Genomic DNA, 26,041 nt, shown 5'->3' with positions numbered 1-26,041 from the left:
TTCCGCGTCTGCGGCCCGCCGGACCTCGCTTCGCGAGCAGAAGATGTCGGGTCCGAACGCGGGACCCGACATCTTCTGCTCACCGTGTGCGGCGCGCGGACGCGCTCGCGGCCACTACTTGCGCGCGACCTTCGCGGTCGGCTTGGACGTCGCGGTGCCGTCCTTGTAGCCCGAGGCGTGCGCGGTCACCTTGACGGAGAACTTGTGTCCCGCGTCGGACGTGCCGAGCTTGTACGTCGCAGCGGTGGCCTTCTTGACGACCTTGCCGTCGCGGAGCCACTGGTACTTGTACGTCGCCTTCGTCGTGCTCCACTTGCCGTGGTTGGCCGACAACTTCGAGCCGACCTTCGCCGTCCCGCTGACCGTCACCTTGCTGCCCGCGGCGAGCGCGAGCGTGGGCGGGGTCACCGAGATCGTCGACGTGCCGGCCTGCTTGCCCGACGCGTTGCCGAGGTGCAGGAGCAGCACGGTGGCCTTCGTGACACCCGACGCTCGGGTGACTCGGAGGGCGCCGGAGTCGGCGAACAGGACGCCGGTGCTGCGGCCCTGCGCGAAGGACAGTGCCGGCTTCGACGGGTCGAACGAGGCGCTCTTCGTCTCGTCCACCACGGACGAACCGGTGGTCGCGGCACCCGGGGCGTACGCCGACTCGGTGAGGACCGAGTAGGTGAACGCCCCCTTCGCACCGATCAGCGCACCCGTGGTCGTGAGCACCTTCACCGAGCTGTCGAAGGTGTTGACGTCCTGGCCGGGTGCCCCGCCGTTCAGCGGCTGGACGTCGACGACCGGGTCGACGTCCGGGTCGTCCGACGCGGCCTTGGCCAGGTCGATCGTCGTCGCGAAAGTCGCGTCCACCGCGGCGGACTTGGCGTTGTAGACCAGGTAGTCGGGCTCGCCGTCACGGTTCGTGTCGATGAGCACCTCGACGTTGGTCACGGCGCCGGGGTTGGCGTCGGGACCGGCCGTCTGGATGCCGAACGCGATCGTGTCCGAGGCCTTGTCGTAGCTCGCGCCGTAGGAGCGGATGTCCGCCGCCTGCAGCGAGCGCTCCGCCGAGCCGGCCGGGAACGACTCGACCGGGTCGGTCCCGCCGAGCACGAACGGTGCGACGGCGGCGTGGTAGCCGGTCGTCAGGCCGCCCTGGTCGACGGTGCGTCCCTTGAGCGTCAGGTCGGCCGACTTGCCCGGGCCGGTGAAGGCGACGGTGGAACGACCCTGCACGGAGCTGACGGGCTTCGGTGCGAGGTACGCACCGACGCACAGCGGCACCGCGGTCGTGTCGGTCGGCGTGAACGCCACGATGCCCGAGGCGGCGCTGACGAACTCGCGCTGGTAGCCCTGCTGCACCGACTCCTGGGTGGGGTCGATGACGCGGCGGAGCTTCGTCGGATCGGCGATCGTGAAGGTGAGCTTCACCGTCGCGGTGCGGTTCGCCGGGACGGTGACCCGCTTCGTGTTGAGCGCGAACGTCACGCCGGGCTGCGACACCTGCGGCTGGTAGGCCACGTCGTAGGTGTGCGCGACGCCGTCGGTGTTCGCGATCTGCAGGGTGCGGCTCTCGGTCGTCGCGCTCGAGACCTCGACGACACCGAACGAGGCGGTGACGAGCAGGTCGTTCTCGACGCTCCGCACGGTGGTGCCGGCGGTCACGGCCTGCAGGGCGTCGACGCGGCCGGTGCCCTGCCGGAGCAGGGTCGCCGATCGGGAGCCGTCCTTGACGTCGTGCGTCGCCGTGTTCATGAGCGCCGCCTTGACCTGCGGTGCGCTCCACTCCGGGTGCGCCTGGAAGGTCAGCGCCGCGATGCCCGCGACGTCCGGCGTGGCCATCGAGGTGCCGCTCATCGACATGCGGCCGTCACCGGTGCCGTTGGCCGCCGAGATCACGTTGACCCCGGGGCCGGCGATGTCCGGCTTGACGATGTCGTTGAACGACCCGTGGACGCCCCGGCTGGTGAACGCGGCGAGCGTGTTCACGGCCTCCGGGTCGGTGGCGAGTTCGAAGCCCTTGAGCTCGTCCGCGAGGCGCACGTGCAGGGTCCCCGCCTTGGCAGCTGCCTGGAGGCTCGTGGCGGCGTCCAGCGTCAGCTCGGCTCCGGGGATGGTCGCGTTTCCGGCGATGCCCGAGTCGAAGGTGTTGATCGTGCCCGCGAGGAGCACGCCGACGCCGCCGGCGGCCTGGACGTTGTTGAAGCGCACACCGGAGCCGCACTCGAGCGCGCCGTCCGTCCACTTCAGCCAGACGACCTTGCCCGCGATCTTCGCGGCGTCGGCGGCGCTGAACGCGGCGCAGCCGTCGATGTTGCTGGTCGGGACGACGACGTCACCCTCGACCGGCAGCGTGCCCGTGAAGTTCTGCGAGTACTGCGACCGGTAGGTCTTCGCGACGTTCGCGGGGGCCGTGGCCTGCACGCCGTCGTACAGCGACTGACCGGTGGCGCTCGCGGCGACGGTGAGCGCACCCTCGGCGTTGCCCGGCGAGCCACCGATGTCGGTGAAGTCGTCGGCGTTGCCGGAGGCGATCACGGGCAGGACGCCGCGTGCGGTCAGCGCGTCGATCTTGGCGTTGTCGGGGTCGTCCGGTGCGCCGTAGTCGGAGCCGAGCGACAGGTTCAGGACGTTGATGTCCTTGCCCTCGGTGAGCGCCTGGCCCACCCAGTCGAGCGCGGCACCCGTGACGTCAGTGGAACCGCCGCCGTCACCGAACACCTTCAGGGCGTAGAGGCCGGCCTCGGGCGCGGTGCCCGGACCGATCCACATGTCCTGCACCTGCTGCGTGGTGAGCTTGGTGTAGTCGCCGTCGAACTGCTGCTTGTCGGCGGTCAGGCCGTAGCCCGCGATCGAACCGGACACGTGCGTGCCGTGGTCGCCGCCCTTGCCGTCGATGGGGTTGTCGTCCGGAGCCGGCACCGGGTCGTAGCCCTCGGCGTCCGGGTCGGCGTTGTACGTCGCACCGGCGAAGTCGTACCCGCCGAGGAACTTCGACGCGTCGTACAGGCTGGGGTCCGGGGCGCCGGAGCTCGCGTTCGCCAGGGCCTGCTGGTAGGCCGCGGTGGTGCCGGGTCCGCCGAAGTCCGCCTGCGTGTAGTCGAGGCCGGTGTCGAGGACGGCGACGTTGACGCCCTTGCCGGTGTGCCCGGTCTGCTGCCAGGCGTTGAGCGAGCGCGTGTAGACGTCGCTCGCGGCGTTCTTCGGCGAGACGCCGTCGGCGCCCGGCTTCACGAGGCTCGGGTCCACACCGGACGGTGCGGCGCTCGCGTCGGCGTTGACCGTCGGCTCGACGATCTTCTTCGGCGTGAGCGGGATGATGCTCTCGACGTCGGAACGCTTCGCGATGTCCTGCAGCGCGGAGACGTCGGCGACGACCGCGACACCGGGGACGGTGTACTCGGTCGAGTAGAGCTCGGTGGAGTCGGCGTCGGCGCGCTTCACGGCGGCGCGGACGGCCGCGGTCGTCGACTCGATCGCCTTGACGCGGCTCTTCGCTGCCGAGGACTGCGTCTTCGACTTGGTCAGGTCACCGCCCTTCGCGTTCGCGTCCACCTCGAGGGCACCCTGGCCGGTCGTGCGCACGAAGGCGGCGACGGTCTTGGTGGGCTTGGCGTCGCGCAGTGGTGCGGAGAGCTTCAGGTCGGCCACCGACACCCCGGCCGGAGCTGCGGAGGCCGCGCCCCCGACTGCGAGGCCGCCGCACGTCAGGGCCACGGCGGCGATGCCGGCGGTCAGGACGCGTGCGATGCGATGGGAGTTCGGGGTCGGGTTCGGGTCGTGGTTCGGTGTTGCACGGTTCAAAGAGGGCACTCCAGGCTCAGTCCGTGGTTCGCATGAGATTGCTGTGAAGTTATGCGCTTACATTCAGAAAGGGCAGTCCGCACTTTGGGGGACACCCCCGTTCGAGGGCCGGTCTTCCTGTTAAGTTGCACACACGTGTGCACGTTATTACGATGGGGTTCGTGACCACTGCTCCCCACCCCGCACGCGCACCCCGCCGCGACGCGACCGAGAACCGGGCAGCCCTCCTCGACGCAGCACGGACCTGCCTGCAGCGCGATCCGGACGCCTCCATCGAGACGATCGCCGCGGCCGCGGGACTCTCGCGCCGCGCGGTGTACGGACATTTCCCGTCACGTGACGACCTCGTTCGCGAGGTCGTGACGTCCGGTGCCGCTCGCATCGCCGCGGCCATGCCGACCACCTCGGACCTGCAGGAGCTGCCGCCGGCCGCCCGGCTCGCCGCGATCGCGGTGACGCTCTGGACCGAGGTCTCGCACGTCCGGTCCATGGCCCGGGTCGCGGTGCGCAGCCCGTTCGCCGAGCCCGTCGCCGAGGTGTTCGCACCCCTGCGCGCCCAGGTCCGCCAGGCGTGCACGCTCGGGATCGCCGAGGGCGCCATGCGCGACGACGTCGACCCCGCCACCCTCGGGCGTCTGGTCGAGGGCGCGTGCATCGCCGTCCTCGACGAGGCGACCCGATCGGGCACCCCGGACGAGGCCGGACGGCGCATGGTGGTGCTGTCGGCGCTCGGCATGGCCGGCATCGACTGGCGCACCGCACTGCTGTCCGAACCCGCGGCCCCGGCCACCGGCTCCGCTGTCTCCCCCGTGAAGGACCCCGCATGACGCTCGAACTCGACCACGTCGGCATCGGCGAGGAGCCCGGCGCGGCACTGCCCGTCGTCTCCGCCGTCGCCGCACCCGGACACCCCGGGGTCGTCGCCGTCGAGACCGAGCAGGCCCCAGTGCTCGCCTCGCTCGTCGCCGGCGGCCGGATGCAGCCCGACACCGGGCGGCTGCTGCTCGACGGGCACGAGGACGCCGCCGCCGTGCGCCGCGCCTTCGCCCTCGTCGACACCCCGGGCGTCGCCGAGCCCTTCCCCGTGATGACCGTCAAGCAGATCGTGCGCGAGGAGCTCGCGTTCGCCGCCCAGCGCCCCTCGCGCGACCACGTCGACACCGTGCTCGAGGAACTCGGCCTGGGGCACTACGCGGACACCCCGGTCCAGCGGGTGCCGACCGCCGTGCGCGTGCGGCTGCTCGTCGAGCTCGCCCTGCTCCGCGACGGCGTCACCGGCCTCGTCGTCACCGCGCCCGAGCGGCACGGCGGCGCCGTCGAGGAGTGGTTCGCGGTCCTCCGCGACGTCGCCCGACGCGGCGTGACCGTCGTGCTCGTCACCTCGAAGGCCGCAGCCGCGACCGTCGAGACGCTGCTCGACACGACCGAAACCGTCCAGACGCACGACGACGCCGCGACGCACGTCGCGCTCCAGACCGAGGGTCCCGACGACGCGGCCCTGTCCGGCGGAACCGAGCCGGGCCTCCCGTCCAGCCCTTCCGTCACCGCAGAATCCGCAACCGTCCCGACGGAGGCAACCCCGTGACCACCACCTCGCTCGTCCGCGCCGAACTGGCGCGACTCACCGCGACCCCGCTCGCACGACTGGCGTTCATCGCCCTGATGATCGTGCCGCTGCTGTACGGCGGCGCGTACCTGTGGGCGAACCGCGACCCGTACGCCAAGCTCGACCAGATCCCGGCGGCGATCGTCAACCTCGACGCCGGGGCCACCCTCGACGGCGACCAGGTCGACTACGGCACCGACGTCACGAAGGAGGCGATCGACGGCGCCGACTTCAAGTGGACGAAGACCAGCGCCGCCGACGCGCGCTCCGGCGTGCGGAACGGCACCTACGACTTCGTCGTCACGATCCCGCACGACTTCTCCGAGCACCTGGTGTCCGCGCAGTCCGACGACCCGACGCAGGCGAAGCTCGTCATGACGACGGCCGACACGAACTCGTACCTGGCCTCGACCATCGCGGAGCAGGCGGGCAAGACCATGCGCACGGCCGTCGCCGAGCGCGTCGGCAAGCAGGCGGCGAAGACCCTGCTCGTCGGGCTCGCCGACGTCCGCGACAGCCTCGGCGACGCCGTCGACGGGGCCGACGAGCTCGCCTCCGGCACCGCGAAGGCGGACTCGGGGGCTCGGAAGCTGGCGGACGGCACGGGCAAGCTGTCGTCCGGCGCAGCGGAGCTCGCCTCCGGCACGGCGTCGTTGCCGTCCCAGACCCAGCAGCTGGACAGCGGGGCGCAGCAGGTGGCGTCGGGTGCTTCCACGCTCGCCTCGGGGCTGGCGAGTGCGCAGCAGCAGACGGCGGCGCTGCCGTCGCAGACGCAGCAGTTGAACAGTGGGGCGCAGCAGCTGCAGACCGGGCTGCACCAGCTCCGCGACCAGACGTCGACCCTGCCTGCGGACTCGGCGACGCTCGCGTCCGGTGCATCGAAGGTCGCCAGCGGCAACGCCGAGCTCGCCGACAAGGCCGCGCCGTTCATCGCGGGTGTCCAGCAGCTCTCGGCGCAGTCGCCGGAACTCGTCGCATCGTTGAAGCCGGTCGTGCAGGAGTCAACGGTGCTCACCGCCGAGCAGAAGACCCAGCTGCTCGCCGGGCTCGACGACCTGCAGGCCGGCAGTGCCGATCTCGGCACCGGTGCCGGAGCGCTGTCCGGCAACCTGCAGAAGCTCGAGACCGGCAGCGCGCAGGTGTCCGCCGGAGCATCGCAGCTCGCCGAGAAGGCTCCGTCGCTGACGAGTGGCATCCAGCAGCTCTCGGACGGGTCCGACACGCTCGCCGCCGGGACGTCGAAGCTGGCCGCAGCGGCGCCGACGTTGACCTCGGGCATCTCGTCGGCGGCGGACGGGGCGTCGACGCTCTCGACGGGTGCCGCGAAGGTCGCAGACGGTACGTCTGCGCTCGCGTCCGCCGCACCCACGCTGTCGTCAGGTGCTTCGTCGCTCGCGACCGGCGCAGCGTCCGCCGACAAGGGTGCTTCGTCGCTCGTCTCCGGCTTGGACAAGCTCAAGACCGGGTCGTCGAAGCTCGCCGCGTCGCTCGACGAGGGCCGCACGAAGATCCCCGCGTCGAACGCCTCGGAGCGCGAGTCGCAGGCCTCGGTCATCTCCGACCCGGTGAAGGTCGGGGACGACAACGTCGCCGCGGCGTCGAACTACGGCGCCGGCCTCGCGCCGTTCTTCATCTCGCTCGCGGCCTGGATCGGCATGTACGCGCTGTTCCTCATCCTCAAGCCGATCTCGAAGCGGGCGATCACCGCGGTGCGGAAGCCCCTCGCGGTGGTGTTCGGTGGCTGGCTGACCCCGGCGCTGCTCGGCCTGGTGCAGATGGTCGCGCTGTTCTTCATCGTGCGGTTCGCCCTCGACCTGAACGTGGTGCACGTCGGCGGCACGATCGGGATCATGGTGCTCGCCTCGGCGACCTTCGCGGCGGTCATCATGGCGCTCAACGTGCTGCTCGGGTCGGTGGGACAGTTCCTCGGCCTGGTGCTCATGCTCGTGCAGCTCGTCACCGCCGGCGGCACGTTCCCGTGGCAGACGCTGCCCGGACCGTTGGCGGCGCTGCATTTCGCGCTGCCGATGACGTACTCGGTCGACGCGATCCGGCAGACGATGTACGGCGGGAACCTCGGCGCCGCGTGGTCCGACGCGGGCGTGCTGCTCTGCTGGCTGCTCGGGGCGCTGCTCGTGTCCTTCGTGGTAACGGCGCGGCAGACCCGCTCCCGCACGCTGCGCGACCTGCGCCCGAGCCTGATCGGGTAGCGGGGGCGCGGGGGCCGGGCGCCGGGCGTTCGCATGGTGAGCAGAAATGGTCGGGTGGCGTCAGGCCACCCGACCATTTCTGCTCACGAAGTGCTGCGCCCGAGGGGCAACGACACCATCTCGCCGCCGAGGAACCGCAGGTCCTCCGGTGGCAGCTCCGCCCGAGCGTCGGGGTCGAGCGCCCGGGACGCGTCGTCGCGCGGGACGAAGCCGATGCGCTCCCCGGCGGTCAGGTCGGCGGGCGAGCCAGTGTTCCGCGACAGCGCCCACACGACGTGGTGCCCCGGTTCGCGCAAGTCGACGGTCGCGAGCACCAGGCGCGCCAGGTCGGCGGGCGAGCTCCACATCAGGAGCGCTCGCGACGACGACGGCTGCTCCCCGAACGCCCCGATGCGCGCCGAGACGATCGACATGTCGTACCGGTCGGCGAACAGGCTGCCGAGCAGTTCCATCGCCGCCTTCGTCACGCCGTAGTATGTGTCCGGCCGCGGCAGTCGGTCGCCCGGCACGCTGCCCGGTTCGTCGAGCGGCTCGGGGACCCGGCCGACCGCGTGGATCGAGCTCGCGAGCAGCACCCGGAGCACACCGTTCGCCGCCGCACGCTCGAGCACGTTCTTCGTGCCGGTCAGGTTCGCCTCGAGCAGGTCGCCCCACGCGGCCTCGGTCGGGATGCCGGCCAGGTGCACCACGGTGTCCACCCCGGCGAGCGCGTCGTCCAGCGCAGCGGGGTCGTTCACCGAGCCGGAGACGAACCGCTCCCCGGCGACGACCGGGTCGTCGGGCGTCCGTTCGTCGAGCAGGACGAGGTCGTGTCCGGCCGTCAGGAGCCTGGGCCGGAGAGCCGCCCCGATGCGTCCTGCGGCCCCGGTGATGAGCAGCGTCGCCATGCCGCGGACGCTACCCGCGGCGCACGAGCAGTTCCCTCAGGTGGTCGACGGCGCCGGACACGTGCACGCCCAGGTCCGACTTCGTCCACCGGACGACCGCCCAGCCGAGCTGTTCGAGATCGCGGTAGCGCCGCAGATCACGACCCCACTGCTCGGCGTCGGTCCGGTGCTGGTCCCCCTCGTACTCGATCACGATGCGCTGCTTCGGGTACGCCATGTCGACGCGCCCCACGAAGCGCCCGGCCTCGTCGAGCACGTCGACCTGCAGCTCCGGCTCGGGCAATCCGGCACGCACGATCGTCAGTCGCGCCAGGGTCTCCCGCGGCGAGCCAGCACCGACCCGCACGAGCTCGATCGCCACCCGCAGCTTCCGGACGCCTGCGCGCGCCCCGGCCCGGTCGAGCGCTCCGCGCAGGTCGTCGATCATCGTCGTGGCACACCGCCGGATGGTGACGATCGCATCGCCCAGTGCAACGAGCTGGTCGATGCGCAGGAGCGCACCGCAGTCGACCCACAGCGCCGCCGGAGTGCTCACGGGCATCCCCCAGCGCTCGGCGACGGCAGCCCGGTCAGCGGTGATGCGGTGTCCGACGACTCCGATCCGACGTGGTTGGGCCGCGGGGATCAGACTCGTGATGTGCACCGGCCCTGCGGCACCGACGGGTACCGGCAGCTCCCACAGCACAGCTGCCGAGAGGTGGCTGACGAACTGTCCGGGCAGCAGGACCGGCCGGAACGCCCGGATCCGTTCGACGCCGTTGGGTGGGCGTCCCCGCGCCCAGCGGATCGATCGGGTCGGCCGGAACAGGTCTCGCCGTCGGAGTCGTTGGCGGCTGACACCCGCACGGTCGGCGGCCCTGACGTCGAACGACCGGTACCGGAGCCGGGGTGGAAGTGGGCGTGCTCGCATGCCGTCCACACTCGCGCCCCCGCGCAAGGTCCACACGCGCGAACGCACCTTCCGTGCACAACGTGCCCCGGGCCTCCCGTGTGGAGGAGTGACCACGCGCGCTTCGTGAGCAGAAAAGGTCGAGTCAGCACCACGGACCCGACCATTTCTGCTCACGAAGCGCACCGACCACCGACCCCGCGCACCGACCCCCGCGCCCCGCCCCCCACCCCGCGCATGTCACGTCAACCGCTACGATCGACGGACGAACCAACGGAGGTCGAAGCGCATCATGGGAGACGGCAAACCCGCGACCATCTACGACGTCGCCGCGCGCGCCGGGGTCTCGAAGTCCCTCGTCTCCCTGGTGCTGCAGCGCTCCCCCCGGGTCAGTGACCAGCGCCGGGCCGCCGTGCTCACGGCGATCCAGGAGCTCGACTACCGGCCCTCCACCGCCGCGGTGTCCCTCGCCGGCACCCGCAGCCGCACCGTCGGCGTGGTCCTCGACGACTTCCGGAACCAGTGGTTCGTCGACCTGCTCACCGGGCTGCGCGAGGCCCTGCAGGACCAGGGTCACCGTCTCGTCGTCGCGGACCGGTTCCTGAACACGGGGCTCGACGCCTCGCCGGTCGAGGGCTTCCTGTCCATGCGCGTCGAGGGCATCGTCATCGCCGGCGAACCCGACACCGACCTGGCGATCCCGGCCTCGATGCCGGTCGTCATCGCCGGCGGGCGCGTGTCGATCCCCCGCGCGGACACCGTGGCGAACGACGACCGGGCCGGCGGCGGGATGGCGGCGGAGCACCTGCTCGCGCTGGGCCACACGCGGCTCGGCTTCGTGGGGGCGAGTTCGGCGGCATCGAAGGAACGCCGCGCAGGGTTCGAGGCAACCGTCGCGGCCAGTGCGGGTGCAAGTCCCGCCGTCGTGGTCCTGCCCGGCGAACCCACCGAAGAGGCCGGCTCCCGCGCCCTCGGCGCCCTGCTCGACGAGCACCCCGACGTCACCGCGGTGTTCGCCGCCAACGACGTGATGGCCCTCGGAGCACTGTCCGAACTCGCCGAACGCGGACTCCGGGTCCCCGAGGACGTCTCCGTCATCGGCTACGACGACACCCCCGTCGCCGCCACGCGCTACGTCGGCCTGACGAGCATCGACGACCGCAGCGTCGAGATCGGCCGCGGCGCCGGCGAGCGCCTGCTCGCCCGCATCGCCGACCCGGGGCTGGCCGCCACCGAGTCCCTGGTCGAGCCCCGCCTGGTTGCTCGCCGCACGACCGCCCCGCGCTGACGCGGCTGACGGGAGGCCCGCCCCGCGTCCGCCCCGCCCGCTTCGTGAGCAGAAATGGTCGGGTCCAGGGCCCGTACCCGACCATTTCTGCTCACGAAGTCGCGTCGGCAGGCGCCGCGTGCTGCACGATCCAGCTGTGCATGACGATCGCAGCCGCCGCCGAGGCGTTGATGCTCCGCGTCGAACCGAACTGCGTGATCTCCAGGTGCCCGGACGCCCCGGCCACCGCTTCGTCGGTGAGCCCGGGGCCCTCCTGGCCGAACAGGAACACGCACCGCTCCGGGATCGCCGCGGTCTCGATGCGATCGGCGCCAGGGGTGTTGTCGATCGCGATCACCGGGCGCTGCTCCTCGGCCATCGCGGCCAGGAACGCCTGCACGTCGGGGTGGTACCGGACGTGCTGGTACCGGTCGGTCACCATCGCGCCGCGCTTGTTCCAGCGCCGCCGCCCGATGATGTGCACCGTGCCGGCCAGGAACGCGTTGGCGCTCCGCACGATCGACCCGATGTTCAGGTCGTGCTGCCAGTTCTCGATCGCCACGTCGAACGCGTGCCGGCGGGTGTCGAGCTCGGCGACGATGGCGTCCATCGACCAGTACCGGAAGTGGTCGAGCACGTTCCGCGAGTCCCCCGCCGCCAGCAGCTCCGGGTCGAGCCGCGGGTCGTCCGGCCAGGGTTCCGGGTGCGGGCCGACGCCGTTCGTCGTCAGTTCGTGCGTCGGGGCGGGCTCGTCGGTCACGCCTCCAGGGTAGAGCCGCGGCGAACCGGGCCGGTCGGCGCGAGTCCGACGAACGTGGTCCAGCCGAACGCCCGCCGCGTCACGGTGTCACTGCGTACCCGGGCGGAGGAAGTCCTCCGGCACGGCACCGGCGTTCGTCGCCGCGAAGATGCGCTTCCGATCACTCGGACGGGTCGGGTCGAACACGACGACGACGGTCGCTCCGAGCACCGGGCCGGTTCCGTCGCCGAACCCCTCGGTCCGGTCGACCCAGCGCTGTTGTCCCTGGAGGTCCGTGAACGTGAAGGTCCAGCGCAGCAGCGTGAAGGAGGCGTCGTGGGCGGTCGAGCCGCTGACCGCGGTGACGATCCCGTCGACCCGGCGCCCCGCACGCAGCAGCTGTTCGAGCCGACCGCGTCGGCCGCCCTGCCCGCGGCGTGCAACCGTCCCGCCGATCAGGGCGACCAGCGCCAGCGCGGTGACCAGTGCGGGGATCCACCACGCAGCGGCGTACCAGATCCAGCCGCCGATGCCCCAGACTTCGTCGCGGCCGAACGCCGGGTCGACGGTGGTCCCGACGCGGTCGACGGGCGCCCACTGCGTCGCGGTCGTCCACCAGAGCCCGGCTGCGGCGCCGACGAGCCAGATGCTCACCGGTCCCACCCCGACGAACTCCGACGCCCGGCCTGCGAAGCGGTGGTTCCACTTCGAGTACATGCCCAGCGTGACGACCGACCCCGTGACCGCGACGGGCATCGCCCACCACGGGTACTCCGGGTCCGGCGTGTCCGAGAACACGCTGTTGACGGTCATGTCCCGGATGGTGCCGAGGACGGACCCGAGCGCGTACCCGACGACGACGCCGACGGCGAGCAGGAGCGCCGCCCACACGATCGTCAGGACGAGTGCACGGGCGCTGCCCTGCTGCGCGGCGGCCTTCGCACGGAGGGCGGCGGCCGGATCGGTGGTGCTCATGATCGACGTGCGTGGTCGGTCAGTACGAGTACGTCGGATCGGGGGCGTTCGCCGCGAGGACCGCGATCGTCACGAACAGCCCGATGTACAGCAGCGTGACCACCCCACCGACGATGACCGCGGCGAGCGCGAGGCCGCGGCCCCCCTCGGATCGTCTGCGCGCCTGCGACATCGCGACGAGACCGAGGATGAACCCGATCAGCGGTGCGACGAACGCCGCGACGAGCGAGATGATCGCGAGGGTGTTCGTGCGGTGCGGGACGGAACCGTAGGGCTGCGGAACGGAAGACTGTGGGGATTGGTACTGAGTGGACATCGTGAAAGACGGTATCTCACATCTTTTTTTGTTGGGAAGCGTACCGAAATTCAGCGGACGCGCGATTCGATCCCGGCGATGAGGACGTCGAGCCCGAGCGTGAAGCGTGCGTCGTACGAGTGCTCCCCCAGGAGCTCTCCGACGAGCGCGTGCCGCTCGGGACGCCCGGCCTCGGCATCTCCACGCCCGATCTCCACCGAGGTGTGCCCCACCACGAAGTCGTACACGACGAAGAACGCGTACATCGCCTCGGCATCGGCCAGCCCGGCGGAGCGGAGCGCCCCGACGACCTTCGCCACGACGGCGTCGGACTCGGTGGACACCAGGGCCCCGCGCCGGCTGTGCGACTCGAGCACCAGGGGGTGGGTGCGCATCAGGTCGCGGAACGTCGTGGCGAAGGTGCGCACCACGGCGTGCCACTCGTCCGGCCAGACGAAGGTGGCGGTGAACTCGTCGACGGTGCGACGGACGAGTTCACCGTGCAGGTCGTCGAGGCCGCCGATGGTCCGGTGCACGGTCATCGGCGCGACGCCGAGCCGCACCCCGAGCGCACGGAACGACAGGCGGTCGAGGCCGTCCTCGTTCGCGATCGCCGTCGCGGCGTCGATCACCTGCTCGCGGCTCAGGACGTTGGGCCGGCCCCGTCGTCGTCGCGGTGTCGCCTCGACCAGATCGGGAGCCGCTTCCAGGTCCGGCACCGCAGCGGGGCGGGGCGTGGCGGTCGGGGATCCGGGTTCGACGAGCACGGCGGGTTCTCCTTGATTCGGTACGTGTCCCGAAAAGCCTAGGGCAAAGCCGAGTGGCGTTCGGTGACTCGACCATCTCGGGTCCGGAGCCGACGCGCAAGAGCCGATCCGCGCCTCCCGGCCCCTTCGAAGGAACCCGTCTGACGGGCCGGCCCGTCGGCCGTGCGCAGTAGGGTGAGGCCATGGCGACCCGCGACGACGTCGAGTGCTGGCTGACCGACATGGACGGCGTGCTCGTCCACGAGAACCAGGCCCTCCCCGGTGCCCCCGAGCTCATCCAGCAGTGGCTCGACGAGGGCACCGAGTTCCTCGTCCTGACGAACAACTCGATCTTCACGCCGCGTGATCTCAGCGCCCGGCTCCGGAGCTCGGGCCTGCACGTCCCCGAGGAGCGCATCTGGACGAGCGCCCTCGCCACCGCCGACTTCTGCAAGTCCCAGATGCCCGGCGGCTCCGCGTTCGTCATCGGCGAGGCCGGCATGACCACCGCCCTGCACGAAGCCGGGTTCATCATGACCGAGACCGCCCCCGACTACGTCGTCGTCGGCGAGACCCGCAACTACTCGTTCGAGGCGATCACCAAGGCCGTCCGCCTGATCCGCGACGGCGCCCGCTTCATCGTCACCAACCCCGACGCCACCGGCCCGTCGGCCGAGGGCGTCCTGCCCGCCACGGGCGCGATCGCCGCGATGATCGAGAAGGCCACCGGCAAGCAGCCGTACGTGGTCGGCAAGCCGAACCCGATGATGTTCCGCTCGGCGATGAACCGCATCGGCGCGCACTCCGAGAACACCGGCATGATCGGCGACCGGATGGACACCGACGTGCAGGCCGGCATCGAGGCGGGGCTCCACACCGTCCTCGTGATGACGGGCATCAGCGACCAGGCCGAGATCGACCGCTACCCGTTCCGTCCGAGCGAGGTCATCTCCGGCGTGCACGAGCTCGTCCGCACCGCCCCCTTCGAGGTCGAGCTGTAGCGGTGCGCTGGGACCCGTCACGGTACGCCGCGTTCGCGGACGACCGCGGGCGCCCCTTCCACGACCTGGTCGCGCAGGTCGCGTGGCCAGCGGACGATGGACGGGAGGCCCCGCGTCGCGTCGTCGACCTGGGCTGCGGTCCCGGGTCCCTCACCGCCACGGTGGCAGCGCGGTGGCCTTCGTCGCCGGTGGTCGGGATCGACAGCTCGAGGGAGATGCTCGCGTCGGCTGCGGCCGACCCCGCTCTGGCGGGCCTGCCGAACCTGTCGTTCGAGCTCGGTGCGATCGAGGACTGGACGCCCGGGCCGACCGACGACGTCGTGGTGACGAACGCGGCGCTGCAGTGGGTACCGTCGCACGTGGCGCTGCTGCCGCGGTGGCTCGACGCGATGCCGTCCGGATCGTGGTTCGCGATGCAGGTGCCGGGCAACTTCGGGTCGCCGTCGCACGCGCTGATGCGGTCGATCGGGGCCTCCGGGCCGTGGGCCTCCGCGCTCGACGGCGTCCTGCGCGAGGACCCGGTGCTCGACCCCGCCGGCTACCTCGGCATCATGCTCGACGCCGGGTTCGCGGCCCGCGCGTGGGAGACGACCTACGCGCAGCTGCTGCCGGGCGAGGACCCGGTGCTCGACTGGGTCCGTGGCACCGGGCTGCGACCGGCACTGGCGGCCCTCGACGCCGCCGACCCAACCGGTGCGCTGACGGCGGAGTACGTCGACCGGTACCGGGCGGCGCTGCGCGAGGCGTACCCGGCGAGCGCCCACGGCACCGTGTACCCGTTCCGCCGCGTCTTCGCCGTCGGTCGCAAGCCCTGACGGACGGCTCCCCACCGGGCGCTGCTGCGGACGCCGGACCGGGCGCGGAAGCGCGCCGGGCTCTGGAGCCGGGCGGCTACCGGGCCGGGGCCGGCGCTGCCAGGTCGCCACGGGCCTCCAGGGCGAAGGCCGCCATCGGCGGCACGGAACGCCACCGCTTCGCCAGGCGACGCGGCCGGTCGTCGCGCCACGCGACCATGCCGCCCGCGACGATCCCGAACGCCAGCACCGCGAACGAGAACAGCCCGATCAGGCCGAGCACCACGACGCGACCCGTGTCCGACGGGTCAGCGGTCGCGGAGTACCCGATCGACCCGAAGTCCCAGAACGCGTGCAGCAGCACCGGGACGAGCAGCGAACCGGTCACTCGGCGAGCGACGTACAGCGTGGAACCGAACGACGCCGCGAACACGACCTGGATCATCGTCGGTCCGATCCCGGCACCGGCGAGCGCGTTGAGCAGGTGCAGCAGCCCGAACAGCACGCACGACAGCGCCCACACGCCGAACTCGGGCACCCGGCGACGCAACCCGACCAGGAGCATGCCCCGGGCCATCAGCTCCTCGAACACCCCGACGAACAGCACCCCGACGGTGAGCAGCAGGAAGTAGTGCGCGGGCAGCGCCGTCCAGTCGATCAGGGGCAGCCGCACCAGGCACACCACGAGCACCAGCGCCGGTGCGAGCGCGGACCAGCGCAGCGGCGTCCGGGTGCGGTCGACGGTCGCGATCCGCCACCACCCGAGCCCGGTGACGACCACGGCGAGCGCGACGGCGGCGATGCCCTCGGGGATCACCAGGGCGCGGACGACACTGTCGACCGTCTGGCCGAGTGTCGGGTAGTCGTCGCTCGGCCGTGACCGCCACGCGCTGATCGCCGCGAAGACCACGAGGGGCGCGAGGCCGATGAGCAGCGAGGGCGGGACCGGCCAGCGGCGACGACGGGGTTGGTGCACGTCCCGGTTGTACCAGTGCAGCCGTACGATTGGCGGTATGCGCCTGCCCTCGTTGTCGACCATGGCCGAGGACTACGTCAAGCTCATGTGGAAGGCCGGGGAGCGCGGCGGCACCGGACTGGCCACGCGGGACATCGCGGCGACGTTGAAAGTGTCGGCCTCGACGGTGTCCGGCAACCTCAAGAAGCTCGACCGCGACGGCCTCATCGAGCACACCCCCTACTACGGCGTCGTGCTCACCCCGCTCGGGCAGCAGGTCGCGGTCGCGATGGTCCGGCGGCACCGGCTGATCGAGTCGTTCCTGGTGTCCCGCCTCGGCTACACGTGGGACGAGGTCCACACCGAGGCCGAGGCGCTCGAGCACGCGGTGTCGGAGCGGTTCCTCGACCGGGTCGACGCCGACCTGGGGCACCCGACCCACGACCCGCACGGCGACCCGATCCCCGCCGCGGACGGCACCGTCCCCGCCACGCTCGGCACGCTGCTCGGTGCGATCGAGCCCGGCGCGTGCGGCACCGTCGACCGGGTGTCCGACGACGACCCCTCGCTGCTGCGGTACTTCGACGAGCTCGGGGTCGGTCTCGGCACCCACCTGCGGGTCGAGCGGGTGCGGGACTACGCCGGCGTCATCGCGGTCTCCCGACGTGGGGCGGACGGCGCCGAGGCGCTCGTCGACCTGCCCGCCGCCGCCGCGACCGCGATCTGGCTGGCTCCCGACGCCGACTGAGCGGGCCCGCCCGCGCCACCCCGCTCACGTCCGCCGAGCGGTCACCATCTGTCGCCCGGCAGCCCCGCAACCGACGGTTCACGACCACTCGGCACCCAGGGCACGGGGCGTCGCGACCGCACCGCGGCCCGCGAACGCGCGTGGTGTCGGACGGGAGGCCCGGTGCGCGGCCGCCACGCGCCTCCTGTCCGTCGCCCCCACTGGTCACGACACCCCGCTCACGTCCGCCGAGCGGCCAGGGACCGCCGCCCGACAGCCCCGCGACCGACGGTTCACGACCACTCGGCGCCCAGGGCACGGGGTTTCGTGACCGCGCGACGCGCCCGCCCCACCACCGCAACGCCGACGGTTCTCGACCACTCGACCCGCCCAGCCGGGCGCGCCCACCGGCCCTAGCCCTTGGCGGACCGGGTCCGGCCGAGCGCCACCTCGCGCCGAGCCCGCTCGAGGGCGAGCGCGGACGCAGCGTCCGGGTCGTGCAACAGCCGCTCCGTGTCGGCGACGTGGTCCCGCACGGCGTCGGAGCCCCGGGCGGCAGCCGCTGCGAGCACCGGCGCCACCGTCTCCTCGCCCAACCCGACCAGTGCCCGCGACAGGCTGAGCCGCCGTTCGCGCGGACCGACCCCGAGCTGCACCGCCAACGTCCGGGCCAGGTCGCCCCGCTCGTCGTCGGGCACGAGTGCGACGGCGGTCCGCCAGGCGGCGCGGAGCACTTCGTCGTCGTGGTCCGCGAGCAACGGGCGCACCGACGGCCACGCCGACGGGTCGCCGACCTTCGACAGGGTGTGCAACGCCTGGCTACGGGCCTGCGGCTCGGAACGGGTGAGCGACGGGACCACCCGCGCGACGACGTCGGCCGACGGGTGCCGGACCAGCGCCCAGGTGAGCATGTCGCGGACGAAGAAGTCCGGCTCGACGGCGCACTGCTCGACGAGCACGTCGAGGTCGGCGGCGTCCGGGGTGGTCCCGGCGGCCATCACGGCCTGCAGCCGCACCGAGGAACGGGGGTCGGCGAGGGCATCGGTGAGTGCGGTCATGGGTCCATGCAACCCGCTGCCACCGGGGCCGTGTCAAGCCTCGGGGCATAGCGTCGGCCGAGGAGCGGTTCGCATCGAGGACCGCTCGCCCGACCACGAAAGGACCCCCGTATGCCCCGCATCGGTACCAGCGACCTCCACGTGTTCCCCCTCGCCCTCGGCGGCAACGTCTTCGGGTGGACGGCGGACGAGTCGACCTCACACCAGGTCCTCGACGCCTACACCGCGGCGGGCGGCGACTTCATCGACACCGCCGACGTGTACTCCGCGTGGGCCCCCGGCAACGAGGGCGGCGAGTCCGAGCGGGTCATCGGTTCGTGGCTCGCGGCCTCGGGCAAGCGTGACGACGTCGTCATCGCCACGAAGGGCTCGCAGCACCCGCAGTTCCAGGGCCTCGGCGCGGACACCGTCGCCGCTGCCGCCCGTGCCAGCCTGCAGCGCCTCGGCACCGACCGGATCGACCTGTACTACGCGCACTTCGACGACCAGTCGACCCCGCTCGAGGAGACCGTCCGCGCCTTCGACCAGCTCGTCACGGACGGCATCGTCCGCTACACCGCGATCTCGAACTACTCGAAGGACCGCGCCGAGGAGTGGATCCGCATCGCGACCGAGAACGGCCTCGCGCAGCCGGTCGCGATCCAGCCGCACTACAACCTCGTCACCCGCGAGCCGTACGAGTCCGACATCGCACCGCTCGCCCACGCGCACGGCCTCGGCGTCGTGCCGTACTTCGCGCTCGCCGCCGGGTTCCTGACCGGCAAGTACCGCTCGAAGGAGGACTTCGCCGGCAAGGACCGCGAGGGCCAGGTCTCGGGCTACTTCAACGACGAGGGACTCGCCGTGGTCGACGCCCTGTCCACCATCGCCGAGGCCCGCGACACCGCGCTCGCGACCGTGGCCCTGGCGTGGCTGCAGGCGCAGCCGGACGTCGTCGCGCCGATCGCCAGCGCGCGCAACACCGAGCAGCTGCCGGCGCTGTTGGCCTCGGCTGAGCTCGAGCTCAGCGCCGACGAGCTGCAGACCCTGTCCGACGTGTCCGCGAAGGTGCCCGCGGCCGCCTGACACGCGCCCGCCTCGACCCCGGCCTGGCTCGCGCGCCACGGATGCGTGTGCATGTTCCGACGATCCACCAGACGATCAACTCGTGGAACGTCGCTCATTGCACACGCATCCGATGCGTGCGCATGTGCCGACAGAACACGCGTCGATCACGTCGTGGATCGTCGGAAGATGCGCCCGCACGCACCCGTCCAGCCGACACCCGCAGCCGACCGCCGCAGCCGCAGCCGCAGCCGCAGCCGCAGCAGCCGCCCTACGCCCCCGGCGCCAACGACGCCGTGAGCTCCTGCCCCGACGACCGGGTCACGAAGCACGAGATGAACCGGTCGCCCTGGTCCCACGTCGCCTGGTCCGGCGCGTACGACCCCTGCACCTGCACGTCCCCGACGGCCGCAGCCGCCGAAGCGTTCAGCGCCGCGTCCGACTGGCACTGGTCGGCCGCCTGCGTCGCGAGGGCCTCGGCCCCCGGGTACGCATCCCCGTCGACGGCGATCCGTGCGGTGAGCTGCCCGATGTGCGGCGTCGCGCAGTCGACGACCGTGAAGCTCTGCGCCCAGGCGTTGGTGAACGGCGACAGGCACTCCCCGCCGGCCAGGTCGGTCCAGGCGTGCTCGCCCGGCAGCGCGGGCGTGGTGGCGAACTGGAGCGTCGCAGCCGGAGCAGCGGCCTCGTCCGAGGGAGCGGCAGACGCCGCAGCCGAGGGAGTCGCCGGAGCCGATGACGCTGCCGCCGGGGACTTCGTCGGCGCGATCTCCTGGTCGGAGATGTTGTTGCCGCGGATCCACGTCGTCAGCAGGAACACCAGGGCGATGAGCACGACGATCAGGGCGATCGAGCCGTAGACGAGCAGCTGCTTGCCGCGCTTGCCCTCGCTCCGCAGGCGCGCCGCACCCTGGTTGATGAAGTTGTCGCGCTCGACCGGCGGGCTGGATGACACGGGCGCGGGCGACGACGCCCCGGCACCGGCACCGGCACCGGCACCGGCAGCAGCCGACGGCACCGCGGCCGCCGGCATCATCCGCGTCCCGGTGTCCTCCGGGTCGTACCCCGTGCCACCGAGCTGCCCGACGGCCTCGGTGCCGAACAGGTCCTTGATCGCACTCGTGTCGCTGGTCTCGCGGCCGTCCCACTCGGACTGGTCCAGCTCGTCCGGCGCAGCGGCCGGCAACGCCGTGGGCTGCGCCCCCGTGTCGTCCCGGCGCAGGCCGAGCACGGCGTCCAGGTCCTGGCCCACCGCGGGCGGCAGGTGCGCCGGGTACGCGGGCGACGCAGCGGGCTCGACGAGGGGCGGCGCAGCGGTCGGCCGCACGGTCGCGTCGGGTTCGGACCACCAGGGTGTCCCGGCGACCGGCAGTGCGGTGGTCGCGGCGTCCGGGAGGCCCGTGGCCGCGTCCGCCCCGTCACCCTCGGCAGCGGAGCGGGTCGCGTCCGGGGCCTCGGTCGGCTCCGCGGGAGCCACCGGCCCGGCACCGGGAACCGCCGTCGGCACAGCCGCAGGCGGCACGGCAGCAGCCGGTGGCACAGCCGCAGGCGGCACGGCAGCAGCCGCAGCAGTCGGCACCGCCGGGGGCACCGGGAACGTCCGAAGCGCCTGCGGCACCCCGTCGACCGGGGTGTCGACCTCGCCGGAGACGACCTCGTCCTCGGCGTCGGTCTCGTCCGCCAACGACCACGAGCCGCCGCCACCGAACGCCGTCGTGTCGAAGGAGTCGCCGGTCAGGGTCGTCGGGACCTCGCCGGTCTCGTCGTCGCGGATGGCCCAGTCGAACGGCCGGTCCGGTCCGGCGCCCTGCGTGGGCACGGACCCCGTGCCGGCGATCCGGAGCAGGTCCGTGAAGCTCGGCGGCTCCTCGGACGGGGGCAGCACGTTCTCGACGCCGAGCGGCTGGTGTGCGACGGGTCCGGCGGGCGGGACGGGTGCACCGGAGCCGGTCGCACGGCCGAGCCAGTCGACGTCGGCACGGCCCTCGCCGAACGGGTCGACGCGGCGACGTTCGTCCTCGATGGCCTGCGACGCCGCGGCGCGCTCGTCGCGGTGGGCCTGCGCGGTGGGCAGCACGATCGACGAGGGGTGCGGCGCGGTGGGGTTCGGCGGTACGACAGCGGCCGGCGGGATGCGGTCGTGCAGGGTGGAGCGCTCGTGCTCGGCGGCGGCGTCCGGGCTCTCGGACGGCGCCGACAGCTGCTCGGGCATCGAGATGGCCTGCGTCGCGCCGTCGTCCAGCACCGGAGCAGCAGGCGCGGTGGGTGCCTCGGGCGTCGGCGCCTCGGGGGCCGAGGCTTCGGGTACCGACGCCTCGAACGGTTCCGGCAACGGTGCGCCCGTCTCGCGTGCGGTGCGCTCGGCCTCGCGGCGCTCCCGTCGCGAGGGCCAGTCCTCCTCGCCCCGCGGGGCGCCGAAGATGTCCGCGGCGCTGCGGAGACCGTGGAACGGAGCGTCCGGGTCGGACGCGCGCCGGGCCTCCTGGCCGTCCACCCCGTCGGCACCGTCGGCCGCCGCTGCGGGGCCGGCCGTGTCCTCGGGGTCGCGCGCGTCGTCCGGACGCTCCCCGCTCACGCGGTCAGCCCCAGATCAGCCAACCCGATGGCCGCGAAGTAGGGGTACCCGGCTGCCTCGATGGTCTCCTTGGCGCCGGTGTCGCGGTCGACGACGACCGCGACGGCGGCGATGATCGCGCCCTCACGCTCGAGCGCTTCGGCCGCCTTGAGCGGCGAGCCGCCCGTGGTGGAGGTGTCCTCGAGCACGACGACGCGCTTGCCCTTGAGGTCCGGGCCCTCGACCTGCTTGCCGCGGCCGTGGTCCTTGGGCTCCTTGCGGACGACGAAGGCGTCGTAGGTCAGGCCCTGTGCGGCGGCCTGGTGCAGCACGGCGCTGGCGATGGGGTCGGCGCCCATGGTGAGTCCGCCGACGGCCGAGACGTCCGGCACCTGCTGCACGAGCTCGGTCATGACCTGCCCGATCAGCGGCGCGACCCGGTGGTCCAGGCTGACCTTCCGCAGGTCGATGTAGTACGTCGCCTTCTTCCCGCTGGTCAGGGTGAAGTCGCCGTGGAACACCGCTTCGGAGGAGATGTACTGGATCAACTGTTCGCGCGCGTCGGTCACAGCGCACAAGGGTAGCCGGTCGGACTCGCAGCGCGCTCCCCCGTCCTGTGGGGTCGTCCTGAGCAGCCCTCGGTACGCTCCGGGACATGCCCCGAGCACCGCGTCGCTCCGCCGTGGCGCCGGCTCCGTCCGGCGGCCGTCGGTCCGGCGGTGTGGCCGGGGCGATCGGACGGGAGGCCCTGGGCGCCCTGGTCGCGCTGGCCCTGGCCGTCATCGCCCTCCGCCACGTCGTCGCCACGGAACGGGTCGCCTTGCTCTGGTACGACGGCGACTCGGTGCTGCTGCCCCTGGTGCACCGGTCGATGCAGCTCGGGCAGCCGTTCGAGTGGGCGATGTCCCCGGCGCTGTTCTTCTTCCCCGAGTTGCCGGTCTACCTGCTCTGCGCCGTCGTCACGGGTACCCCGCAGCAGGCCCTGGCGCTGAACGGGGTGCTCGTCCTGCTGGCCGTGTACGCGCTGGTGCGGGCTGCCGCGAACGAGCTCATGCCGTCGGCCGGACGAGCGGCCCGGATCACGGTGTCGGCGGTGAGCGTGGCGTTCGTGACCCTGCTGGTGCTGACGGAGTCGTCCGGCACCGCGACGTCGCTCGAGCTGGCGTCCCTGCTGCTGACCACGACGTACTACTACGGCGTGGTGCTGGCGATGCTCGGCACCGCGGTGCTCGTGCTCCGCGCCGTGCGGGTCGGGCGGGCGTCGGTCGTCGTGCTCGTGGTGCTCGGGCTGGTGGCCTTGTGCACGACGGCGTCGAACCCGCTGTACGTGCCTTGGTCCGCCGCACCCGTGGTGGTCACGCTCCTGCTGCTGGCGGCGGTGCGCCGGGTGCCGTGGCGTCCCGCGCTGCTGCTGTCGGGCACCGTGACGGTCGGGTCGCTGCTCGGGTACCTGGTGCGGATCCCGCTGCAGCCCTTCGTGTCGCTCGACCCGTCCACCTACGTCCGGCCGTCGCGCGCGGTGGAGACCCTGCAGTTCTTCGCGGCGCTGACCGACGTGCGAGCCGGCACGGCGGCGGGCGACGCCGGGCTGTTCCTGATGTTCGCCGGGGTGCTCGTCACCGTCGGCGGCACGGTGTGGGCCTGGCGGGTCCGGACAGCACGCACCGTGCTCGTCGCGACCGCGTTGCCCCTGGTGACTGTGGTCGCGGCGTCGATCGGGGTCGTCCTCGTCGGGTCGGAGACGCCGCGGTACCTCGAGCCCGTCGTCACCGCACCGCTGCTGGCACTCGTCGCGGTGGCCGAGCTCACGCGCACCGCGGTCCGCCGCACCCGCGTGCACCGGCCGTTCCGCGGGGTCCGCGCCACCGTCGCGATCGCCGCCGTCGCCGTCCTCGCCGCCGGGGTCGCCACCGCACCGAGCACCGCGCACGCCGTCGCCACCGCCCGGTACACGCCGTCGTCCTGCCTGGACCGCTGGGCGGACGGACGATCGGTCACCGGGGTCGGCCAGTTCTGGACGGTGCGGCCACTCGCCACGTACTCCGCGACGAACGTGCAGCTGCTGCAGGTCCGCGACACCTTCGACACGTACCCGTGGCTCGTCGACCTCGGGGCCTACCGTGACGCCGACCCGACGTTCGTGGTGGTCGGGTCGCACGACCTGTGGACCACCGCGGTCGAGGACTCCCTCGGTGCCCCGGCGACGATCACGCACTGCACGGGGTTCGACGTCTACGACTACGCGGGGACCTCCGGCGCGGACGTCCTCCGACGCGACGTGGTCGGCAGTGCCGACGAGATCCGGCAGGAGCGCGGGTTCTAGGAGTTGTCCACAGCGGCGCGTCGGCGTCCGATCTTCTCTGTACGGATGTATAGGCTCGTGGTCGATGTCTCGCCCCACCAGCCACCGCACCCCTCGTGCCTCCGTGCGCCTCCGCCTCGCCGTCACCGGACTGGCACTCGCGGGCCTCGTCGGCACGGTCGTCGTCGATGCACCCACCGCCCAGGCGGTGACCTACCCCACGTGGGACGAGGTCAAGAACGCCCGCGGCAAGGAATCCGCGAAGCAGGGGCAGATCACCGAGATCAAGGGCATCATCAGCGACCTCGACGCCAAGGTCGAGGCCGCACAGGCGAAGGCGAAGGAACTCGGCGACGTCTTCTTCGACGCGCAGTCCGACGCGCAGGACGCCGCCGAGAAGGAGCAGAAGCTCCGCGCCGACGCCGACGAACACGCGAAGGTCGCCGACCAGAGCGCCGCGCAGGCCGGCCAGTTCGCCGCGCAGATGGCCCGCTCGGGCGGTGCCGACGTCACGACCTCGGTGCTCACCAAGGGCGAGGACGCCCGCGACCTGCTCTACGACCTCGGCGCGCTGAGCAAGCTGTCCGAACAGGCCGAGCGTGTCCAGGCCGCCGCCAGCGTCGACGCCGGGGTCGCCCGCTCGCTCGAAGCCCAGGCGGACCGCGCTTCCGAAGAACTCGACAGCCTCGCCGCGAAGGCCGAGGCCCGCATGCAAGAGGCGCAGGCCGCCTCCGACGCCGTGCAGACCGCGTACGACGAACAGCAGTCGAACAAGGCCCGGCTCGACGCCCAGCTCGCGACCCTGGTCTCCGGCCGTGTCCGGACCGAGGCCGAGTTCGCCAAGGGTGAGCGCGTCCGCAAGGCGGCCGAGGCGAAGGCCGCGCGCGAGGCCGAAGCCCGTGCTGCCCGAGAACTGGCCGCGGCGGCTGCGGCAGCGAACGCCGGCGGCGGATCGTCCGGCGGCGGCGGTGGCTCCGGCAGCAGCGGCTCGGGCAGTGGCGGCTCCGCCGGCTCGGGTGGCGGTCAGGGCTGGGTCCGTCCGGCCAGCGGCTACGTGATCAGCCCGTACGGCTACCGCGTGCACCCGATCTACGGCACCGTCATCAAGCACGACGGCACCGACCTGGCCAGCGGCTGCTCGACGCCGATCGTCGCCGCGTCGGCCGGCACCGTCGACTACGTCGGCTGGTACGGCGGCTACGGCAACTACGTCCGCATCAACCACGGCAACGGTGTGCAGACGGCCTACGGTCACATCGTCAACGGCGGCTTCCGGGTCGGTATCGGCCAGCAGGTCTCCGCGGGGCAGCTCATCGCGCTCGTCGGCTCGACCGGCCAGTCCACCGGGTGCCACAGCCACATCGAGGTGCACATCAACGGCGCCACGACCGACCCGGTGCCGTTCATGTCCGCGCGGGGCGTCGCCTTCTAGTCCCCGAGGTCGTCCACGTCGGCGTTCCACAGCGCGCGGTACCAGGCCGTCCGCTCAGGTTCGTCGGGCACCCCGTACGCCTCGTGGAACAGCGGCTCCCACCCGGGCCCGTAGTTCCACCCGAGCGCCATCGTCGCCACCCCCAGGTCCGCCCAGCGGTCGGCGACACCCGTCGCATCCAGGTCGACGTGCCCGCTCCACCGGCCGTCAGCGCCGATGAGCGTGTTCGGCGTGCACGGGTCTCCGTGGCACACCACGACGCGGTCACCGGGCGGCTCCGGGCCCAGGCGGTCCGTGTCGGCACCCGCCGCACGAGCACGGTCGAGCCGCGCCGCCGTCGACCATGCGAAGGGGCATTCGTCCACCGGCAGGGTGTCGTGGAACGCGCGGAGCCCCTCGCCGACCGCGACCACCGCGGTCCGGGGTTCGTCGTGCCACCGCGGGTCGACGGCACTCCACCCGGGGACGGCACGGGTGTGCAGCCACACGCCGTCGTCGTCCGCACCGTGGTCGAGCACCTCGGGCACCCGCACGTACCGTGACGCCCATTCCAGTCGCGCGGCCTCGTTGCCGATCCACCGGCCGTAGGCGTGCGGCAGGACCTTGACGAACTCCTCGGCGTGCTCGTCGGGGCCGATCCGGAACGTCGTGCCGCCGATCTCGTTGTGCCAGACCAGGGCGACCTCGCGGCCCCCGGCGGCCTCCACGACCACCCGCGGCACGGGGACGACGGAGTCCGGCCCCGGCAGCCCGCCGATCGACCGCACCACG

At 72.5% G+C, this 26,041-nt stretch carries 22 protein-coding genes; 10 read left to right on the top strand and 12 right to left on the bottom strand.

Annotated features, from left to right (window positions below; translation table 11 throughout):
• Positions 1-114: 114 nt before the first annotated feature.
• Complete coding sequence (locus ITJ69_RS01820; protein ID WP_194671802.1) at positions 115-3,789, bottom strand: S8 family peptidase; 3,675 nt, start codon at positions 3,787-3,789, stop codon at positions 115-117.
• Positions 3,790-3,950: 161 nt separating this feature from the next.
• Here ITJ69_RS01820 and ITJ69_RS01815 point away from each other — a divergent pair, with 161 nt between their 5' ends.
• The 3 genes from ITJ69_RS01815 to ITJ69_RS01805 are packed head-to-tail and all read left to right on the top strand — an operon-like array spanning position 3,951 to position 7,605.
• Positions 3,951-4,616: a TetR/AcrR family transcriptional regulator gene (locus ITJ69_RS01815; protein ID WP_123937467.1), complete on the top strand. Its 666-nt coding sequence runs from the start codon at positions 3,951-3,953 to the stop codon at positions 4,614-4,616.
• On the top strand, positions 4,613-5,374 hold the full coding sequence (locus ITJ69_RS01810; RefSeq protein WP_194671801.1) for a hypothetical protein: 762 nt from the start codon (positions 4,613-4,615) through the stop codon (positions 5,372-5,374). The genes ITJ69_RS01815 and ITJ69_RS01810 overlap by 4 nt, the downstream gene beginning before the upstream one ends.
• The gene (locus ITJ69_RS01805; RefSeq protein WP_194671800.1) at positions 5,371-7,605 is read left to right on the top strand and encodes a YhgE/Pip family protein; all 2,235 of its coding nucleotides are present in this window, start codon (positions 5,371-5,373) and stop codon (positions 7,603-7,605) included. The genes ITJ69_RS01810 and ITJ69_RS01805 overlap by 4 nt, the downstream gene beginning before the upstream one ends.
• Before the next feature lie 83 nt (positions 7,606-7,688).
• Here the strand turns inward: ITJ69_RS01805 and ITJ69_RS01800 are convergent, their stop codons facing one another.
• Entirely contained in the window at positions 7,689-8,492 is an 804-nt protein-coding gene (locus ITJ69_RS01800; protein ID WP_228504479.1) for an NAD-dependent epimerase/dehydratase family protein, read from the bottom strand.
• A gap of 10 nt (positions 8,493-8,502) precedes the next feature.
• Positions 8,503-9,402: a DUF559 domain-containing protein gene (locus ITJ69_RS01795; protein ID WP_194671799.1), complete on the bottom strand. Its 900-nt coding sequence runs from the start codon at positions 9,400-9,402 to the stop codon at positions 8,503-8,505.
• 271 nt (positions 9,403-9,673) lie between these two features.
• Between ITJ69_RS01795 and ITJ69_RS01790 the strand changes: the two genes are divergently transcribed.
• Positions 9,674-10,669 carry a LacI family DNA-binding transcriptional regulator gene (locus tag ITJ69_RS01790; protein WP_123937463.1) on the top strand — a complete coding sequence of 332 codons (996 nt, stop codon included), beginning with the start codon at positions 9,674-9,676 and terminating at the stop codon, positions 10,667-10,669.
• Between the two features lie 91 nt (positions 10,670-10,760).
• On the opposite strand, the gene ITJ69_RS01785 is transcribed toward ITJ69_RS01790, so the two are convergent.
• From ITJ69_RS01785 to ITJ69_RS01770, 4 genes are all read right to left on the bottom strand, one after another.
• Positions 10,761-11,408: a TrmH family RNA methyltransferase gene (locus ITJ69_RS01785; protein ID WP_123672028.1), complete on the bottom strand. Its 648-nt coding sequence runs from the start codon at positions 11,406-11,408 to the stop codon at positions 10,761-10,763.
• Positions 11,409-11,495: 87 nt separating this feature from the next.
• Positions 11,496-12,362, bottom strand: a complete 867-nt coding sequence (locus ITJ69_RS01780) for a hypothetical protein (protein WP_194671798.1) — start codon at positions 12,360-12,362, stop codon at positions 11,496-11,498.
• 19 nt (positions 12,363-12,381) lie between these two features.
• The gene (locus ITJ69_RS01775) at positions 12,382-12,678 is read right to left on the bottom strand and encodes a DUF4190 domain-containing protein (RefSeq protein WP_123937459.1); all 297 of its coding nucleotides are present in this window, start codon (positions 12,676-12,678) and stop codon (positions 12,382-12,384) included.
• A gap of 50 nt (positions 12,679-12,728) precedes the next feature.
• Positions 12,729-13,424: a TetR/AcrR family transcriptional regulator C-terminal domain-containing protein gene (locus ITJ69_RS01770; protein WP_134195373.1), complete on the bottom strand. Its 696-nt coding sequence runs from the start codon at positions 13,422-13,424 to the stop codon at positions 12,729-12,731.
• A 182-nt stretch (positions 13,425-13,606) separates the two neighbouring features.
• On the opposite strand from ITJ69_RS01770, the gene ITJ69_RS01765 reads away from it, so the two are divergent.
• Positions 13,607-14,404: an HAD-IIA family hydrolase gene (locus ITJ69_RS01765; protein ID WP_111086157.1), complete on the top strand. Its 798-nt coding sequence runs from the start codon at positions 13,607-13,609 to the stop codon at positions 14,402-14,404.
• A gap of 2 nt (positions 14,405-14,406) precedes the next feature.
• Positions 14,407-15,219, top strand: coding sequence for a methyltransferase domain-containing protein (locus ITJ69_RS01760; RefSeq protein WP_194671797.1), 813 nt, complete (start codon positions 14,407-14,409; stop codon positions 15,217-15,219).
• Positions 15,220-15,295: 76 nt separating this feature from the next.
• Here the strand turns inward: ITJ69_RS01760 and ITJ69_RS01755 are convergent, their stop codons facing one another.
• The gene (locus ITJ69_RS01755; RefSeq protein ID WP_173169791.1) at positions 15,296-16,174 is read right to left on the bottom strand and encodes a CPBP family intramembrane glutamic endopeptidase; all 879 of its coding nucleotides are present in this window, start codon (positions 16,172-16,174) and stop codon (positions 15,296-15,298) included.
• A 37-nt stretch (positions 16,175-16,211) separates the two neighbouring features.
• Between ITJ69_RS01755 and ITJ69_RS01750 the strand changes: the two genes are divergently transcribed.
• A complete protein-coding gene (locus tag ITJ69_RS01750) occupies positions 16,212-16,901 on the top strand; it encodes a metal-dependent transcriptional regulator (protein ID WP_194671796.1) in 690 nt (229 codons plus the stop codon).
• Between the two features lie 392 nt (positions 16,902-17,293).
• Here the strand turns inward: ITJ69_RS01750 and ITJ69_RS01745 are convergent, their stop codons facing one another.
• On the bottom strand, positions 17,294-17,938 hold the full coding sequence (locus tag ITJ69_RS01745; RefSeq protein ID WP_194671795.1) for a HEAT repeat domain-containing protein: 645 nt from the start codon (positions 17,936-17,938) through the stop codon (positions 17,294-17,296).
• Positions 17,939-18,049: 111 nt separating this feature from the next.
• Here ITJ69_RS01745 and ITJ69_RS01740 point away from each other — a divergent pair, with 111 nt between their 5' ends.
• On the top strand, positions 18,050-19,003 hold the full coding sequence (locus ITJ69_RS01740) for an aldo/keto reductase (RefSeq protein WP_194671794.1): 954 nt from the start codon (positions 18,050-18,052) through the stop codon (positions 19,001-19,003).
• A 250-nt stretch (positions 19,004-19,253) separates the two neighbouring features.
• Here the strand turns inward: ITJ69_RS01740 and ITJ69_RS20825 are convergent, their stop codons facing one another.
• Complete coding sequence (locus ITJ69_RS20825) at positions 19,254-21,557, bottom strand: septum formation family protein (protein WP_194671793.1); 2,304 nt, start codon at positions 21,555-21,557, stop codon at positions 19,254-19,256.
• Positions 21,554-22,105 (bottom strand): orotate phosphoribosyltransferase, encoded by a 552-nt coding sequence (gene pyrE / locus ITJ69_RS01730; RefSeq protein WP_071404348.1) that lies wholly within the window; start codon positions 22,103-22,105, stop codon positions 21,554-21,556. Before pyrE ends, ITJ69_RS20825 begins: the two co-directional genes overlap by 4 nt.
• An 86-nt stretch (positions 22,106-22,191) precedes the next feature.
• Between pyrE and ITJ69_RS01725 the strand changes: the two genes are divergently transcribed.
• Both ITJ69_RS01725 and ITJ69_RS01720 read left to right on the top strand, forming a co-directional pair.
• The gene (locus ITJ69_RS01725; protein ID WP_194671792.1) at positions 22,192-23,859 is read left to right on the top strand and encodes a hypothetical protein; all 1,668 of its coding nucleotides are present in this window, start codon (positions 22,192-22,194) and stop codon (positions 23,857-23,859) included.
• A 64-nt stretch (positions 23,860-23,923) separates the two neighbouring features.
• Entirely contained in the window at positions 23,924-25,270 is a 1,347-nt protein-coding gene (locus tag ITJ69_RS01720; RefSeq protein WP_131847053.1) for a M23 family metallopeptidase, read from the top strand.
• On the opposite strand, the gene ITJ69_RS01715 is transcribed toward ITJ69_RS01720, so the two are convergent.
• The gene (locus tag ITJ69_RS01715; protein WP_194671791.1) at positions 25,267-26,040 is read right to left on the bottom strand and encodes a phosphotransferase; all 774 of its coding nucleotides are present in this window, start codon (positions 26,038-26,040) and stop codon (positions 25,267-25,269) included. The two genes, ITJ69_RS01720 and ITJ69_RS01715, sit on opposite strands and share 4 nt — an antisense overlap.
• Between the last annotated feature and the right edge of the window lies 1 nt (position 26,041).

This window comes from Curtobacterium sp. VKM Ac-2887 (assembly GCF_015350935.1).
Lineage (GTDB): Bacteria > Actinomycetota > Actinomycetes > Actinomycetales > Microbacteriaceae > Curtobacterium.
This window is presented reverse-complemented; position numbering and strand designations above follow the sequence as displayed.